General features: G+C 59.7%; 11 protein-coding genes and 1 tRNA gene. 6 read left to right on the top strand and 6 right to left on the bottom strand.

Features of this window, described 5'->3' with window-relative positions; translation table 11 throughout:
* The first annotated feature begins 42 nt into the window (after positions 1-42).
* Entirely contained in the window at positions 43-1,668 is a 1,626-nt protein-coding gene (locus ABEB25_RS00645; protein ID WP_345734436.1) for a glycoside hydrolase family protein, read from the top strand.
* Between the two features lie 15 nt (positions 1,669-1,683).
* Here the strand turns inward: ABEB25_RS00645 and ABEB25_RS00640 are convergent, their stop codons facing one another.
* The 4 genes from ABEB25_RS00640 to ABEB25_RS00625 all read right to left on the bottom strand — a co-directional run bounded on the left by ABEB25_RS00640 (position 1,684) and on the right by ABEB25_RS00625 (position 6,464).
* Positions 1,684-4,083 (bottom strand): MMPL family transporter, encoded by a 2,400-nt coding sequence (locus tag ABEB25_RS00640; RefSeq protein WP_345734435.1) that lies wholly within the window; start codon positions 4,081-4,083, stop codon positions 1,684-1,686.
* Between the two features lie 75 nt (positions 4,084-4,158).
* Positions 4,159-4,926 carry a methyltransferase domain-containing protein gene (locus ABEB25_RS00635; protein ID WP_345734434.1) on the bottom strand — a complete coding sequence of 256 codons (768 nt, stop codon included), beginning with the start codon at positions 4,924-4,926 and terminating at the stop codon, positions 4,159-4,161.
* Positions 4,923-5,879 (bottom strand): EamA family transporter, encoded by a 957-nt coding sequence (locus ABEB25_RS00630; protein ID WP_345734433.1) that lies wholly within the window; start codon positions 5,877-5,879, stop codon positions 4,923-4,925. Before ABEB25_RS00630 ends, ABEB25_RS00635 begins: the two co-directional genes overlap by 4 nt.
* A 276-nt stretch (positions 5,880-6,155) precedes the next feature.
* Positions 6,156-6,464 (bottom strand): ribonuclease III domain-containing protein, encoded by a 309-nt coding sequence (locus ABEB25_RS00625; RefSeq protein WP_184210005.1) that lies wholly within the window; start codon positions 6,462-6,464, stop codon positions 6,156-6,158.
* Between the two features lie 144 nt (positions 6,465-6,608).
* Between ABEB25_RS00625 and ABEB25_RS00620 the strand changes: the two genes are divergently transcribed.
* Genes ABEB25_RS00620 through deoC form a run of 3 tightly spaced genes read left to right on the top strand, consistent with a single transcriptional unit; the run spans position 6,609 to position 10,570 of the window.
* The gene (locus ABEB25_RS00620) at positions 6,609-8,138 is read left to right on the top strand and encodes a S1C family serine protease (protein WP_345734432.1); all 1,530 of its coding nucleotides are present in this window, start codon (positions 6,609-6,611) and stop codon (positions 8,136-8,138) included.
* A 51-nt stretch (positions 8,139-8,189) separates the two neighbouring features.
* Complete coding sequence (locus tag ABEB25_RS00615) at positions 8,190-9,761, top strand: PDZ domain-containing protein (protein WP_345734431.1); 1,572 nt, start codon at positions 8,190-8,192, stop codon at positions 9,759-9,761.
* 50 nt (positions 9,762-9,811) lie between these two features.
* Complete coding sequence (gene deoC, locus ABEB25_RS00610; RefSeq protein ID WP_345734430.1) at positions 9,812-10,570, top strand: deoxyribose-phosphate aldolase; 759 nt, start codon at positions 9,812-9,814, stop codon at positions 10,568-10,570.
* A gap of 76 nt (positions 10,571-10,646) precedes the next feature.
* Here deoC and ABEB25_RS00605 read toward each other — a convergent pair.
* Positions 10,647-10,720: transfer RNA gene (locus ABEB25_RS00605), tRNA-Gln, on the bottom strand.
* A gap of 191 nt (positions 10,721-10,911) precedes the next feature.
* Between ABEB25_RS00605 and ABEB25_RS00600 the strand changes: the two genes are divergently transcribed.
* Positions 10,912-12,168: a CHASE2 domain-containing protein gene (locus ABEB25_RS00600; RefSeq protein ID WP_345734429.1), complete on the top strand. Its 1,257-nt coding sequence runs from the start codon at positions 10,912-10,914 to the stop codon at positions 12,166-12,168.
* A 28-nt stretch (positions 12,169-12,196) separates the two neighbouring features.
* On the opposite strand, the gene ABEB25_RS00595 is transcribed toward ABEB25_RS00600, so the two are convergent.
* Positions 12,197-13,084 carry an AraC family transcriptional regulator gene (locus tag ABEB25_RS00595; RefSeq protein WP_345734428.1) on the bottom strand — a complete coding sequence of 296 codons (888 nt, stop codon included), beginning with the start codon at positions 13,082-13,084 and terminating at the stop codon, positions 12,197-12,199.
* Positions 13,085-13,196: 112 nt separating this feature from the next.
* Here ABEB25_RS00595 and ABEB25_RS00590 point away from each other — a divergent pair, with 112 nt between their 5' ends.
* The gene (locus ABEB25_RS00590) at positions 13,197-14,057 is read left to right on the top strand and encodes a phosphoenolpyruvate hydrolase family protein (RefSeq protein WP_345734427.1); all 861 of its coding nucleotides are present in this window, start codon (positions 13,197-13,199) and stop codon (positions 14,055-14,057) included.
* Positions 14,058-14,098: the final 41 nt, after the last annotated feature.

Here is a 14,098-nt window from a genome sequence, read left to right as displayed (position 1 = left end):
CAGGGACAAGCCGGATGGAAAGGCACGTTATAACCGCCACCCATGCGCCTGCTTCCCCAATCCGGTCCAGCCCGTTCACGGCTAATTGATTTTGCTATCACGGCAGCTTTCACGCTGGGCCTTTTCACTACCTCCCCAACTGCTGCCGAGGATTTTTTCGACGAAACCCAGGCCACCACACTCTTTGCCTTTGATAACGTTTCGATACCCCACTCCCAAAATCTGCGGCTGGAAATGCGGCAGCCGAAGAAGCATCCGGGCAACCCTGTCGTAACACGTGGGCAGCCTGGAACACCCGATGCCAAAGGCGTGCAGTTCTATGGCTCCATCATCCGGGAACAGGGTAAATTCCGTCTCTGGTACGTCGCCTTTGACGATGACTCTGCCAACAGTGTGGCCTCCTCCCGCTGGCGCGCTGCCTATGCTGAAAGCGACGATGGAGTGCATTGGATCAAGCCCAACCTGGGACTGGTCAGCTACAAGGGCAGCAAAAACAACAATCTCATCCGCACAGACCCAAGCCCGCTTGGTTTCGTGAATATCAAAGTGCTGGCCGACCCTGAAGATCCGGACCCTGCGCGACGCTACAAGATCTCCACCCATGTCTATTTCAGACACCATCGGCGGCTGGGCACCTTGGCCCCCTTTGTCAGCCCTGATGGCCTTACCTGGAAGATGGAGAACGAAGTCAAAAGCCAAAAGGCTGAGCTATTAAAAAAGGATCTGGTGCTTCCTGGCATCCATTTTGAGCCCTCGGGGGGGCTGTACAAATGGGATGGCATGTTCTACGCTTCTGGTCAGAACTCCATGGATGCCACACGCCCCTATCATGGTCGCGTGGCGCGGGTTTATCGTTCCGCTGACTTTTTGAACTGGTCCCAGACAAGCGGCATCTCCTTCACCCGCGCCGCACAGCATACCTTGTTAGGCCCTGGCCGCAGCCGCGAGGGCGAACAAACCCACGAAGGCATCAGTGTCTGGAACCGCCGCAACGTGCTTCTGGGCATCTTCGGCATCTGGCATGGGGCCAAAGAATGGAAGGACGTCACCATTGACCTTGGGTTTGTCGTCAGCAATGACGGCGTCCTTTTTCGCGAACCTGCCAACGAATGGACCTTCCTCAAAAGAGGCGATGACGGCGAGTGGGACCAGGGCGGCCTGATACAAGGCCAAGGTTTTGAAAACGTCGGCGACCAGACCTATGTTTACTACGGTGCCTGGGATCCTCGGCATTGGGAAAAGGAGCCTCCTCGCGGTGGCTTGGGCATCGCCCTGCTGCCACGCGATCGTTTCGGCGATCTTGTCGTTGAAGAGGCAGGCAAAGGCCCCGGCGACTATCAGCTCCCCGAGATCACCAGCGAATTCATCACCGCCGCCGTGGATATGAAAGCCGACCAGCCCCAGCATTTCCACCTCAATGCTGAAGGCCTGGGGGCCGAGGCCGCCCTCAAAATAGAAATCCTGGATGCTCAGGAACGACCGCTGCCCGGATATTCCGGCAAGGATGCAGCCGTGATTCGCCAGAGCGGCTTCCAAACCCCCATCGAATGGAAAGGTCAGCGAGAGATTTCCGGCCTACCTGCTCGCATTCGTCTGCGAGTAACCTTTGAAGGTCCCCGCAATACCGACATCCGATTTAGCGCCCTTTATCTGCAACCCGCCTCCTGATTCCTGAGGTAGGCACTACTTCACACGCAACCAAGCCCGCCAATGAGGCAACAACCACAGCACGATCAGGAGGATCCATAAAGTCCCCACGCAACACGCCAAGCCCAGGCTGGAGATGCCACGATTCCCTGCAAAGAAAAGGCTAGCGAACCCGATGACCGTCGTCATGCCAGAAAAGAAGACCGCCTTGCCGGTGGTGGCCCGCACATAGCGGATGTCATTGCCAGTCCGCTTCAGAGCGAGCAGAAGATGAATGCCATAATCAATCCCCGTGCCCAGCAGCAGAGGAATAGCGGCCAGGCTGGCGAGATTCCACCCCAGGCCTAACAAACTCATGGTCGCCGCCAAAGCTCCCAGGCCGCCGCCCAGCAGCAGCACCGAAAGCAGCAGGTCCTTCACTCCCCGGAAAGTGATCAGAAGTGTGAAGCCGATGATCCCCATGATGGGCAGCAACTGCTGATTGAGATCATGCTGCACAATCGTGGAAAGCGCGCCGCCGAGCGTCTCCCAACCAGCCACCCAAGCTCCGGTATCCGGCGTCAGGAGCTTCTGCACAGCGGCAAGTTTGGCCCGATCTGGCAGGCCCGGTTTGCCCGTGATGCTGATGGAGGCCAGGGCGACACCTTCACCTGGTTTCATATCCGCCCCCGTCGCGCGGTCGCCCGTCGCCAGCAGGCGGCCGAGCACCGGTCCTGCGGCTGCGTTGGCCTCATCCTGAGGCCAGGGACCTTCGAGGGCAGGCTTCCACACGCCACAAACTCCCCGCAACAGGGCCACGGCAGCCTCGGCAAAACCGGCGGCGTCCACCTCTTTTTCCAGCCGTGCCTGCTCAGCCAGCAGCCACTGGATAAATTCACGGTTTGCCGTCTGTGCCGCAGGGTCGCTGATCAGCAAGGTGGGCAGGGCTTGGCGAATGAGCGTTCCATCCTTAACTGCCGCATCCAGCTTCACCGAAAGGGCCTGGGCACGAGCACGCAGTTCTACTGCTGGGCCGGTAATGAGAATCGGCAGGCTGGCCTCATTCTGCTGCCCCAGGCGGTCCTGCATCCATTGCAAGGTGTCCATCGCCTCGCTGTTGGTCGGGCGCAGAGATTCAGCCCCCGTCATGAACTTGGGCAGCCCGTGCGTGGCAAAAACCCAGGCTATACCGCCTAACAACAAGAGCGTGCCTACCGCAGCCGGACCGTGACGGGCGGGCGCACCGGTGATCGTCACCACGGAATTCGGCGGCTGCTTGCCTGCCGTAAAACGAGGGGCCAGGGCCAGCATCACGCAAAGCCCCACCAGCACCCCCAGGGCGACCAGCAATCCCAGTTCCGCCAGACCCGGTAGTCCGCTGAACAGCAGAGAAAGAAAGACTGTAGCCGTGGTACACGCCCCCGCAATGATGCCTGGAGCCGCCAGACGGCACAGCCCCCGCGCATCCATCTCCGGATGCTGACGCGCCTCCTGGATGATCAGAACGGCGTAGTCCACGATGATGCCCAATACGATCGCAGCAAAGCCCAAGCTCATGATGGAAAGTTTGCCCACCAGCAGACCTCCCGCCCCCATGGTCAGCACCATGCTCAGCATCAGCAGGCCCTGGATCCAGAGCAGGGGCTTCAGGCGGCGAAACATGATCCAGAACAGCAGGGCGATAAGCACCTCCGTAATGCCAATGGTGCTGGACATGTCCTTTTCAATCCCGGCCCCAATCTCCGCCTGGAAGGCAGGCTCGCCGGTATAGCGCAGGGTCAGTTTTTCGTCGCCACGCCACTCTGCCACTTCGGCCTTGATCTGCTTCAGCCAAGCCTCGGCGGATTTGTAATTTCCCACACTGGTCGCAGGCGTCACCAACAGCAGGCGGAACATACCGTCTTCAGACACCAAGCCAAACATGGATCCCTCCAGCGCGCTCATGGCCGAGGCGTCTAGACTGTCCAGCAGGCCTAGGGGATCATAAGACGCACGTTGCACCTTCTCGGCATCCAGGGAATTCGCCACCGTCTGCAAAGACTGCTGCAGCTTGGCTTTGGCTCCCTCTCCTTCCAGCCGGGCGCGCACGGCCTGGAGCTGCGCCGGATCCGTATTTTGCAGCGACCAAGCCATCAGCGCTGCTCCAGACTGCGCCTGCTGCTCCATCGGCTGCGCCCAGCGCACCTCCTTCACCAGATCTGTGCGCTTCTGTAGCCTCTCGGCCAGCGTTGTCATCGCCTCCTCTGCCGCCAGCTCATCTTCAGCTTCCAGGGCAATGAGCAAATCACTGCCGCCGGTAAAGCCATCCCGCAGCAGCTTCAGGGCACGCACCTCCGGCACCTCGCCAGGCAGGGTGGCTAGGATGTCGGTCTCCAGTTTCAGGCGCATCAGCCCGCCGATGAAAAGCGGCAGGATGAGGAGACCGATGAACCAAGGTTTGGAAAAAAGCGCGCGCATGGGGAGGGCCCCTATCAAAGGACCGCCCACGCCGTCTGCAAAGGATGTTTTTTGGATAAGCCGACGCTTCAGCCCTCACAACCAGGGTTTCCAGCCCACGGCTTCAAACCACGACTGGGCAAACATGGCGCCGGGCTTCTCCGCCCACTCGCGCAGGATGAAGGCACCCGCCTCCTGGTTATTTTGTTCTAATTCACGGGCGAGGTAATCGGCAATCAATCTCGTGGAGGGATAGATCTCGTAGCTCGCTGAGGGTGTGACGTGGTGAAACCCCGTCGCACGCAGCCAGGTTCCCAGCTTCCGTCCCGCCATGACATCGCTGCCCTTTTCGATCTGGAGATCCCGATAGGCATGGATCGCTGCGGAAACATCATCGTCCCAGGGGTCCAGGACAAAGCCGCCCCAGTCAGGGCTGCGCAGAGCGATGAAAGCGCCAGGTTTCATCACACGGCGCAGTTCCATGAGTGCGGCGGTCGGACGGGCAAGGTGCTCGAACAGCGCATGGGAAAACACGCCGTCAAATTCCGCGGCGCCGAAGGGCAGCTCATAGACATTGGCCTGGATGAAAGCGGCGTTAAGATTCCGCTCCACGGCTTTTTCATTGGCTTGGCGAAGCTGCTCACCCTGGCAATCGATTCCGACGATGCCGCCCGGGCGGATGCGCTCCGCCAGACCGAGGGTGATGGAGCCGGGGCCGCAGCCGCAGTCCAGGAGGCGCATGCCTGGCCGCATCAACGGCAGGGCAAAGGCTGCATGAGTGCCGGCGCTGCGACGCGCCATGAAGTCCCCGGCAGGCAAGGTGAGGCTGGGAGGATAAAAACTGCTAATGGAAAGGGTGTTCACTTGGGGGAAGGAGAGGAACGGGTGATGAGAATCACGGAAAAAAGAACCAGAGCGCCCGCGATGATCACGTTCTGGGAGATGGGCTCATGGAGGAACCAACTGCCGAGCAGCACCGCCACGAGGGGGTTCACATAAGCATGGGTGGAGACCCGTGCGGGGGTGCTGACCTGAAGCAGCCAGATGTAGGCGGTGAAACCCACCAGGGAGCCGATGAAGGTGAGATAAACAAAAGCCCAGGCCGAGGTGGGAGTGATGGCAGCCAGATTTAAATCCTGCGCTTCACCCAAAATCAGACCTAACAACAATTGCAATCCGCCGCCACACAGCATCTGCATAGCCACCCCCAGCAGGGCTGAGCTAGGCTTTCGCGCATGGCGGGCATAGATGGAGCCGAGGGCCCAGCAGATGTTGGCCCCTACGAGCACCAGAGCCGCCATCGGCTCCACCACTCGTTGGCCCAATTCCCCACGACCGAGGATGATCACCGCCACCCCTGTCATGCCGATGACCAAGCCCGCCACCACCCGGCGTGTGGGTCTCAGGCCCTGGGGGCGCAGCCAATCCACCAGCATGATCCATAGCGGCACGGAGGCCACAATAAGCGCCGCCACACCGGAAGGAACCGTCTGCTGGGCCCAGCACACACCGCCATTGCCCGCCATCAGCAGCAGGCCACCGATGATGATGGAACCCCGCCAGTGATCCCAGTCCGGACGTGGGGCACCGCGCATTCGCATGACCAAAAACAAGACACCGCCAGCGATGACAAAACGGCTGCCCGCCATCAGCAGAGGGGGGATGGAATCAATGGCCAGACGGATGCCCAGGTACGTGGAACCCCAGATCAGATACACCGCCGCAAAGGCTGCGATGATGAGACTGAAGGGAGGACCTGAGGGACCGACCTCGGGAAGCGAGGCGGAAGATTCGACCGTAATGCTGGGGCTGCTCATGAAAAGTGATTTTGGGAATCACGCAGCGGCAAGAAAAAACCCACCGCCTGTGTCCGGGGTGGGTTTGGGAGATACGTTTGGAAATTTAGATAAACGAAGATCTCAACCCACCTGGCGTGGCCAGGCCGCGATAACGGCCCAAACCATGACGCTACGTTTCGCTGGGGAACCAGCGACGGCGGCGTGACATGGGTGACGGAGAGAATTCATCAAACGAGGCTCGTGATTAACCGAATGGTTAGGCCCTGTCAAGAAAGGGCTTTTTGAATCTCGCGCTCACTTACCGGTGCGCACGCGTTTGGCCTCTTGTTTGATAAACAGCGGCTCCAGGTTCTCACGGATCCAGGCAAAGGCCGTCTCCAGCCCGCTCTTCTGGTAGATGATGCCGATGTCGGCCTCCACTTTGGTAGGGTTGCCCACGCAGTTGAGAAATTGATTGCAGGTAAAGCGGGTCTTCATCTCCGCATCCACCTTTCCATGCAGGCGCAGGATGTAACTGCGGACGTAAAGTTCCAGCACTGCATCTCCCACCCAGGCATCCTGGCGAAGTTGATCAATGGATTCTGACTGAGAGGGATTGGCCATGGATTTGCGGCCTGATCCTGCCGAATCTTTGAAACGGAGCAACAAGAGTCCGCGAACTTCGTTGCGTATTGTTTGAGCAGGTCGGCAGAAGCGCTTGTCTTTGATGCACCGCCCTACGTATGTTTGGCATAGATTGTCCTTTTCATGAAAATGCGTCCCCTTTACCCCGCCGTCGCAGCCTTGGCGTTTTCCGTTCTCTCCCCTGCCCAGCAAACTGCGCCGGATACCGTGCCGGACTCCGTCCCTGCCGCATCTCCTCCTGCTCCTGAGGCCCCGCTGATTGATGAATGGGAAGGCATCGTCAACATTGACGCTTCCGTTCTGCTTCCGGACTACCGCGAACCCTGGAATGCCGGCCAGCCCTCCGGCGGATCAGGCACCGGCTTCCTCATTGGTAAAAATCGCTTTCTCACCAATGCCCACGTCATCAGCAATGCCACCAAGCTGGTGATCCGCACCACCAATGACCCCGAGCCCCATCCGGCCCGCGTGGTGCATGTGGCGCATGATTGTGACCTCGCCATCCTGGAGGCCGAAGACGGCTCCCACTTTGAGAAGCTGAAGCCCCTCACCTTCGGCGGTATCCCCAAGCTGAATACCGAGGTCATAGCCGTCGGTTACCCCATCGGCGGAGATCGCATCTCCGTCACTCGCGGCGTGGTCTCACGCATTGACTTCCGCCCTTTCAGCCACACGCAGGTGGATTCCCACCTCGCCATTCAGGTGGATGCGGCGATCAACCCCGGCAACTCAGGCGGCCCCGTCATCCAGGATGGCAAAGTCGTGGGCGTGGCCTTCCAGGGCTTCAATGGCCGCGTAGCACAGAATGTCGGCTACATCATCCCCGTGCCGGTGGTGCAGCGCTTTTTAAAGGATGTGGACGATGGCAAGTATGACCACTACGTGGACCTCGCCGTCAGCGATTTCCCCATCGAAAACAGCGCGCAGAAAAAGGCCATGGGCCTCAATGGCGGTGGTGTGGGCGTGATGATCGCCGATGTGGAGCCTGCGGGCAGCGCGGGAAATCTGCTGAAGCGCGGAGATGTGCTCCTCTCCATGGATGACAACCCCATCATGAACAATGGCCTCATCCGCTTTGAAGGCGAGCTGATGGACATGAACGAAGTGGTGGAGCGCAAGTTCGCCGGGGACAAGCTGAAGCTGGCCTACATGCGCGATGGCAAAAAGACGGAGACCGAGGTGGTGCTGAAGCGTTTTGACCCCTACGTGAAGCTGGGAGAGCAGTACAATCAGCGCCCGCGTTACCTCGTCTATGCCGGTCTGGTCTTCCAGCCCATGGACAAGAACCTCATGGATGCGCACCAGATCGCCGACTCGGCGGCTAACTACTTGTTTGACAATTACCTGACGGAAAAACTCTACGTGGAACGGCCAGAGCCGGTGCTGCTGACGAGCATCCTGGCCGATGAAGTGAATACCTACATCACCCCCTATGCGCAGAGCGTGGTGGATGAGATCAACGGGGTCAAAATCCGCAGCCTCAAGGACGTGAAAACCGCCCTGGAGAAGAAAGGTGAAAAGGCAGACTTCATCGTCATCAAGCTGCTGGAAAAAGGCCGGCCCCTGGTGCTGAAGCGCGACCTCGCCGATGCCGCCCACCCTAAAATCATGCAGACCTACAACATCCCGGAAGACGCCTACCTGGGCGAATAACCCGCCCTCTTTTCCGAGACTGTCCCTGCCACCTTTTTTCCTTTCGTGCTCATGAAGTCCCTTTCCTTTCTTTTCGCCCTGCTGAACGCCGCCAGCGTGCAGGCCCAGGTCGCCCCCACCACGCCCAAGCCGCCCATCGGCCCGCGTCGGGTGCTCATCAATCCAAACGCCCCCACCCAGCCGCCGCAGCCACAGCAGCAGGCGGGCATCCAGACCAGCTCCCTGCTGAAGGTGAACGTCACCTACCAGAGCTACAACCTCCGCATCCCCTGGCAGAAAGAGAGCGCCGGGGGCCGTCGCGGCCTGGGCGTGGTGCTGGAGGGAAACCGTATCCTCGTCACTGGCCAGATGGTCAGCGATGCCACCTACATCGAGCTGGAGCTTCCAGAGAGCGGCCAGAAGATCCCTGCCCGCGTCATCGCCGTGGATTACGAGGCTAACCTCGCCCTCCTGGCTCCCAATTCCCCTGCGCGTGAGGCGGCCTTCTTCGCCGGTCTTAGCCCCATGGAGGTGGATACCACGGCCCGTATCGGTGACACACTGGTGGTATGGCAAACCGGCCGCGTGGGTGAGCTCATCGTCACCCCCATGCGCATCAGCAAGGTCATGAATCAGGGCTACGTGGTGGAGAACGCCAGCTTCATCGTTTATGAAGCGCAGGGCATCATCCGCAGTGAAGCGAATAGCTTCACCCTGCCCGTGGCGAAGGGCCGTAAACTCGCCGCTCTGCTGCTGCGTTACGATTCAAAAAACCAGCTCGCCACCCTGCTGCCCGCGCCCATCATTGAGCACTTCCTCAAAGATGTGGCCGATGGCAAATACGATGGCTTCCCCTCCCTGGGCATCGAGTTCCAAATCACCCTGGATGAGCAGTTCCGTGACTACCTGGGCATGAAGGCCGACCAACCCGGTGTTTACATCAGCAGCGTCACAAAAGGTGCCTCCGCCGACAAGGCTGGAGTGAAAAAAGGCGACATCATGCTCTCCATCAATGGCTTCACCATTGACTCCCGCGGCGACTATCAGGACCCTCTCTTCGGGCCCCTCAGTGTCAGCCACATCGTCCGGGGCAAAGCCTTCGTGGGCGATGAAGTGGAGATGAAAGTCCTGCGTGATGGCAAAGAAGTGACGCTCACGGGCAAACTGGCCCGCAAGCAACCCACCGACTACCTCGTGCTTCCCTACCAGTTTGATCAAGGGCCGAAGTACCTGATCAATGGCGGCATGCTCTTCCAGGAACTCACCCGCCCCTACCTGAACTCTTTTGGCACCGAGCAGCAGGGCGGCCCTATCCTGCGCCTAGCCCGCATCGCCAGCAATCCGGAAGAGTATGAGAAGAAAGGCCGCAAGCGCGTGGTCTTCCTCAGCGCCGTCCTGCCCACCACCAGCACCCAGGGTTACGAGCGCCTCAGCGGCCAAGTAGTGGATGAGATCAATGGCGTAAAAATCTCCCAGATCGAAGACGTGGCCGAGGCCTTCAAAAAGCCCAAGGATGGCCTGCATGTGGTGAAACTGGACCAGTTCCCTTTCATCCTCTATCTCGATGCCACCAAGGTGGAGAAGGATAACCTCCAGCTCATGAATGGCATGTTCCGCATCGGCAGTCTGTCCCGTCTGGAATAGTCCTGCCCCCAGTCCCCATCTCCGCCGTTTTATCCCCTCTCCTGCTCCTCATGAAATACAGCTACGCCGAACTCGCGGGCATGATTGACCACTCCCTGCTTCAGCCCGGTCTCACCGATGCCGAAGCCGAGGCCGGTTGCATCCTGGCTGCCGAATACGGCGTGGCCTCCGTTTGTGTGAAGCCCTACTTTGTCCCCCGCGCCGCCTCGTTGCTCGCGGATACGGGCGTCATCGTCGGCTGCGTCATCGGCTTTCCTGCCGGTAACAGCAGCACCGAGGTGAAACGCTACGAGACCGAACTCGCCTGCAAGGACGGGGCTCGGGAGATAGACATGGTCATCAACATCGGCAAAGCCCTCGGCGGCGACTGGGACTACGTGGAGCGGGAGATCCAGGTCATCGCCGATGAAGCCCACAAACACGGGGCCAAACTCAAGGTCATCTTTGAAAACGATTACCTGCCGAATGACGCCCTCAAAATTCACCTCTGCGAAATCTGCGCCCGCGTCGGGGCCGACTGGGTGAAGACCTCCACCGGCTACGGTTTCAGCAAGCAGCCCGATGGCAGCTACAACTACCAAGGCGCAACTGAGCACGACGTGAAACTCATGCGCCAGCACAGCCCCGCCCACGTCCAGGTGAAAGCCGCCGGCGGCGTGCGCGATCTCGACGGCCTCATCCTGGTCCGCGACCTCGGCTGCACCCGCCTGGGTGCCAGCGCCACCAAGGCCATCCTCGACGAATACCGCCGCCGCGAAGCCACGGGTGAGAGCGGTGGGAGTGCGAGTATTGGCGCTGGGGGGTATTGAGGTGAACGGTAGCCCGCACAGTCCCTGTGCGGTTAGCAGACACGAAAAAGCCCCGCAAATGCGAGGCTTCTGTGATTGGCTACCCCTCAAGGACTCGAACCTTGAACAACAGAGTCAGAATCTGTTATGTTACCATTACACCAAGGGGTAGTGAATATGGGACATGCAGTCTGGCATGGTTTGAGGAGAGTGCAAGCGGAGGTTCATGAGGAAAGACAAATCTCTACGCATGGTCGGGTAACTAGGAGTGATCGACCCGAAAGCAGGGGAAAGATGGGGTGGGAGGTCGGAACGGTGGGGAATTGTTCTGGCAGAATCATCTCTCTCGCCCAAAGTGAAGCATGTTTCTGCGTCTTGTTTTGACTCTCCTCTGCCTGGCGGCCACCGCTGGGTACCTGGACCGTGAACAGAAGGCGGGGCGGTTTCACCGGGTGGATGAGCTGTTCCTGGACTTTTTGGTTTCGAACACGCGGGGCCGTTTTGAAAAACCTGAAGGCGGAGGGGACGTGGTGCTAGTGGAAATGCGCGAGCAAGAACGGACCGACTATGCCTCATGGCCACCTCCACCACTGGATTGGCAGACGCTGCTGAAGCAACTGCAGACGTACAAGCCGGAGGTGCTTGTCATCGCCACTCCGCTGAACTGGGGAAAACCGACACCGGACTTTGCACCAGCGGTGGCGGAGGCCTTGCTGGCTTTTCCCAGTGTGATTTTGGGCATCGAAACTCAGGTGGCAGAAACGACGAAAACAGATGCGGCTTTTTTGGGAGATCTGGACTCCTTGCTGCCGCACTTTCAGCAGGTGGATGGCGATCTCAGCCGCGCACCCCGGCTGGCCAGCCTCATCACCGCGCCAGATGCCTCCGTGCGTGCTTCAACGGAGTTGGGGCTGCTTTCCGCGAATCGTGTGGAGGATGAATGGCGGCTGCCGTATGCGCTGCGGGATCAGGATCGTTTCATTCCCACGGTGCTGGCAGCGGCGCTGGCCCGCCACAGCCGCAGTCCTTACTCGGGTGGGCATCGTCTGCGCCTAGGCCCAGGGGCGGGGGCTTACCTGCAAGGCGGGCAATACGTGCCCCTGGAAATCAGTGGCGAATTTACCGTGCCGGAGGAGGCCACGGTGCCGACGGTGAATGCGCTGCATCTGATGGCGGGCAATCTGGTGGATGTGCTGCCGGAAGAAGAAAAAGCGGCGCTGGAAAAGGCCCGCATCCTGGTGGTGGGCACCACCCAGGCCGAGGTACCGGGTGCGCCCCCTTCCCTGCCGACTCTGTATGCACGTGCGCTGAATCGCCTGCTGGCCCTGCCACGGCTGCGGGTGCTGACGGAGATGGAACAGTGGATCGCCTGGGGCATCGCGGGGGTTGCGGCCCTGTGGATCGTGCTGCGGGTGCGGCGAGTGCGCGCCTTCCGGGCGGGACTGGGCCTCATCTTTGCGGCACTGGTGGTGAGTTACCTGTGCTTTCAGTCGAACCTCCTGTGGTGCCCACCTGCCCTGCCCACCGCCTTGATTGCCGTAGGCATGATCTTGGGAAGGTTCCTCGGGAAAAAGGAAACTGTGGTGACTGAGGAAACTGCGCCGACCGCTGCTGCCTAACGAAAATTGCATTAATGAGAAGGCGCAATCACATCGCCATCTTGGACCGATGTTCGCTGGGCCGCCAGCCGATCCATTTTTTGAAGGTGTTGCTGAAGACAAAGGGGTTTTGGTAACCCACAGTGTGAGCCACGGTTTCCACCTTCAGGTTCGTGGTGGAAAGCAGCTCGCACGCCTTGCGCATGCGCAGCCAAGTGACGTGATGCATGGGCGTACGCCCCAGGGCGCGGCGGCAGAGACGGCGCAGGTGCTCAGCACTCACATGGGCCTGATGCGCCAGTTCATCCAGCGTCCAGTCACGCCCCACATCGGCGGCCACCAGTTCCCACACGCGCCAGAGGCGATCATCCTGCTGCCAGGGCTGGGCAAAGCGCTCGACATAACTTTGAATGAGCTCCACCCAATGAAACATGGCCGCAGGTTTAGGATCGTGACCGCTTTCATCAATCAAACCCTCGATGGCACTCCACAGCGCCTGGCCATGAAAGGCGGCCATCTGCGGGGAGCTGCTGCTGAGGATGGGTTTTTGCTCGGGCTGCTGCTCATACCGCACCCAGCAGCAGCGCCAGTCTTTTCCCTTCACGGCCTCAAAGGCGTTCACCATGAATGGCGGCAGCGCCACGGCCATGCCCGCGCTGCATTTCTGCCAGCGGCCATCCACCAGCACACGCCCTTCCCCCGCCACACAGGCCAGAAAATACAGCCCACCCTGGTGCATGCGCACGATGCGGTAGGGGGCCCTGGCCGTCATGACTCCCGCATGAGAGATGCGATGCGTCTTCAATGTACCGCACACCGGGGCTCCGCGCAGCCAAGCGCGGTTATCCGCCTCCGTGGCCCGCACCACGCGAAATTCCGTGTCGGCCCCGTGGGTGTGCGTTTCGGATAGTTCGAGGATGGAAGAAGCTGCGTGCATTGCGGGAGGTTTGCAGTTGTTTACCGTGGCTTGTGCTTCGCACGTTTGCGGTGGTTCTTCAAACAACGGCAATCCACAGCCAGCTATCGCAAACAACCGCCAACTTTACTTTATGCCTAATCCCTGGACCGGAACCGGAAATCCCTACACCAAGCAAGAAGTCGTGGATCGTCTCAAGGCGACGCTGGCTAAAGGTGAGCCCATCATCGCTGCCGGTGCTGGCACGGGCATCAGCGCCAAGTTCATCGAAAAAGGCGGCGCGGACCTCATCATCATCTACAACAGCGGCCGCTTCCGCATGATGGGTCACGGCAGCACCTGCGGCCTCATGGCTTATGGAGATGCCAATGCCATCGCCATGGAAATAGGCGAATACGAAGTGCTGCCCGTGGTCAAAGAGATCCCTGTCATCTGCGGCGTGCATGCCACAGACCCACGCCGCCGCATGTGGCATTGGTTAGGCCGCGTGAAGGAGATGGGCTTTTCCGGCGTCAATAACTTCCCCACCCACACCATTGTGGATGGCCACTTCCGGGGCGTCCTGGAGGAGACCGGGATGAGCGTGCAGAAGGAATTTGAAATGGTGGGTCTGGCCACGCGCATGGACCTCTTCAGCATCGTCTATGTGGCCACACCGGAAGAAGCCATCGAGATGGCCAAGAACGGAGCCGATGCCATCATCGCTCACGTGGGCACCACCGTCGGTGGCAGTATCGGCGTGACCAATGCGGTGGTGAGTTGGGACCACACCGTCAAGGTGACTCAAGACATCATTGATGCCGCGAAGAGCGTGAACCCGAATGTTTTCACCCTCACCCACGGCGGCCCAATCAACACGCCCAAGGACGTCGAATTCATCCTCAGCAAAACCAGTGCCGACGGCTTCGTGGGTGCTAGCAGCCTGGAGCGCATGGGCGTGGAAGACTCGCTGACCACCCTAACCCGCGAGTTTAAAAAAGTGACTCGAGGGTAAAGAGTTATAAATCAAGAAAAAGCCCATCCTAAAAACAGGAT

Source organism: Prosthecobacter algae (assembly GCF_039542385.1).
Taxonomy (GTDB): domain Bacteria; phylum Verrucomicrobiota; class Verrucomicrobiia; order Verrucomicrobiales; family Verrucomicrobiaceae; genus Prosthecobacter; species Prosthecobacter algae.
Note: the sequence above shows the minus strand (reverse complement) of the source record. Positions and strands in the feature narration are given on the sequence as shown.

What these genes read in the sequence shown, in the direction of transcription:
- ABEB25_RS00645 (WP_345734436.1), top strand. Translation starts at nt 43, where the DNA reads ATGCGCCTGCTTCCCCAATCCGGTCCAGCCCGTTCACGGCTAATTGAT.
- ABEB25_RS00640 (WP_345734435.1), bottom strand. Translation starts at nt 4,083, where the DNA reads ATGCGCGCGCTTTTTTCCAAACCTTGGTTCATCGGTCTCCTCATCCTG.
- ABEB25_RS00630 (WP_345734433.1), bottom strand. Translation starts at nt 5,879, where the DNA reads ATGAGCAGCCCCAGCATTACGGTCGAATCTTCCGCCTCGCTTCCCGAG.
- ABEB25_RS00625 (WP_184210005.1), bottom strand. Translation starts at nt 6,464, where the DNA reads ATGGCCAATCCCTCTCAGTCAGAATCCATTGATCAACTTCGCCAGGAT.
- ABEB25_RS00620 (WP_345734432.1), top strand. Translation starts at nt 6,609, where the DNA reads ATGAAAATGCGTCCCCTTTACCCCGCCGTCGCAGCCTTGGCGTTTTCC.
- ABEB25_RS00615 (WP_345734431.1), top strand. Translation starts at nt 8,190, where the DNA reads ATGAAGTCCCTTTCCTTTCTTTTCGCCCTGCTGAACGCCGCCAGCGTG.
- deoC (WP_345734430.1), top strand. Translation starts at nt 9,812, where the DNA reads ATGAAATACAGCTACGCCGAACTCGCGGGCATGATTGACCACTCCCTG.
- ABEB25_RS00600 (WP_345734429.1), top strand. Translation starts at nt 10,912, where the DNA reads ATGTTTCTGCGTCTTGTTTTGACTCTCCTCTGCCTGGCGGCCACCGCT.
- ABEB25_RS00595 (WP_345734428.1), bottom strand. Translation starts at nt 13,084, where the DNA reads ATGCACGCAGCTTCTTCCATCCTCGAACTATCCGAAACGCACACCCAC.
- ABEB25_RS00590 (WP_345734427.1), top strand. Translation starts at nt 13,197, where the DNA reads ATGCCTAATCCCTGGACCGGAACCGGAAATCCCTACACCAAGCAAGAA.